The sequence below is a fragment of the Pedococcus sp. P1_H8 genome (assembly GCF_056405175.1).
Map to the genome: position 1 here is coordinate 1 of NZ_JBFUCP010000495.1, position 355 is coordinate 355.

Below are 355 nucleotides of genomic sequence, written 5' to 3' on the forward strand. Positions count from 1 at the left end.
GTGTCCGGGCTGCGCAGGACGTGTTTGAGGTTGCGTCGCAGCATCACCGTCGAATCGGCCACGACATAGGTGAGTTCACGATCGGTGTGGGTGCTCATCGGGCCGCCGCTTTCGTCGAGGTGGGGCCGGGCACGCGCGGTGCGCCGGTGAGGGCGAAGAAGACGTCGTCGAGGTCGGGTGTGTGCAGGGCGAACCTCTCGACCGCGAGGTCGGGGGAGTCGATTCGATCCAGCAGCTCCTTGAGGGAGGCGACGCTGCCGTCGGTGGGTACCTCGACGGTCAGGGTGGCGTCGTCGGTGACCGCACCGGGCAGGGCACCCGCGGCGGGGTCGAACTGGGCACGGTCGGCGAACTG

1 pseudogene is annotated in these 355 nt (G+C 69.0%); it reads right to left on the minus strand.

The window, feature by feature from the left end:
* Positions 1 to 94: 94 nt before the first annotated feature.
* A pseudogene (locus AC1DYG_RS21020) lies at positions 95 to 355 on the minus strand (ABC transporter); the annotation flags it as partial.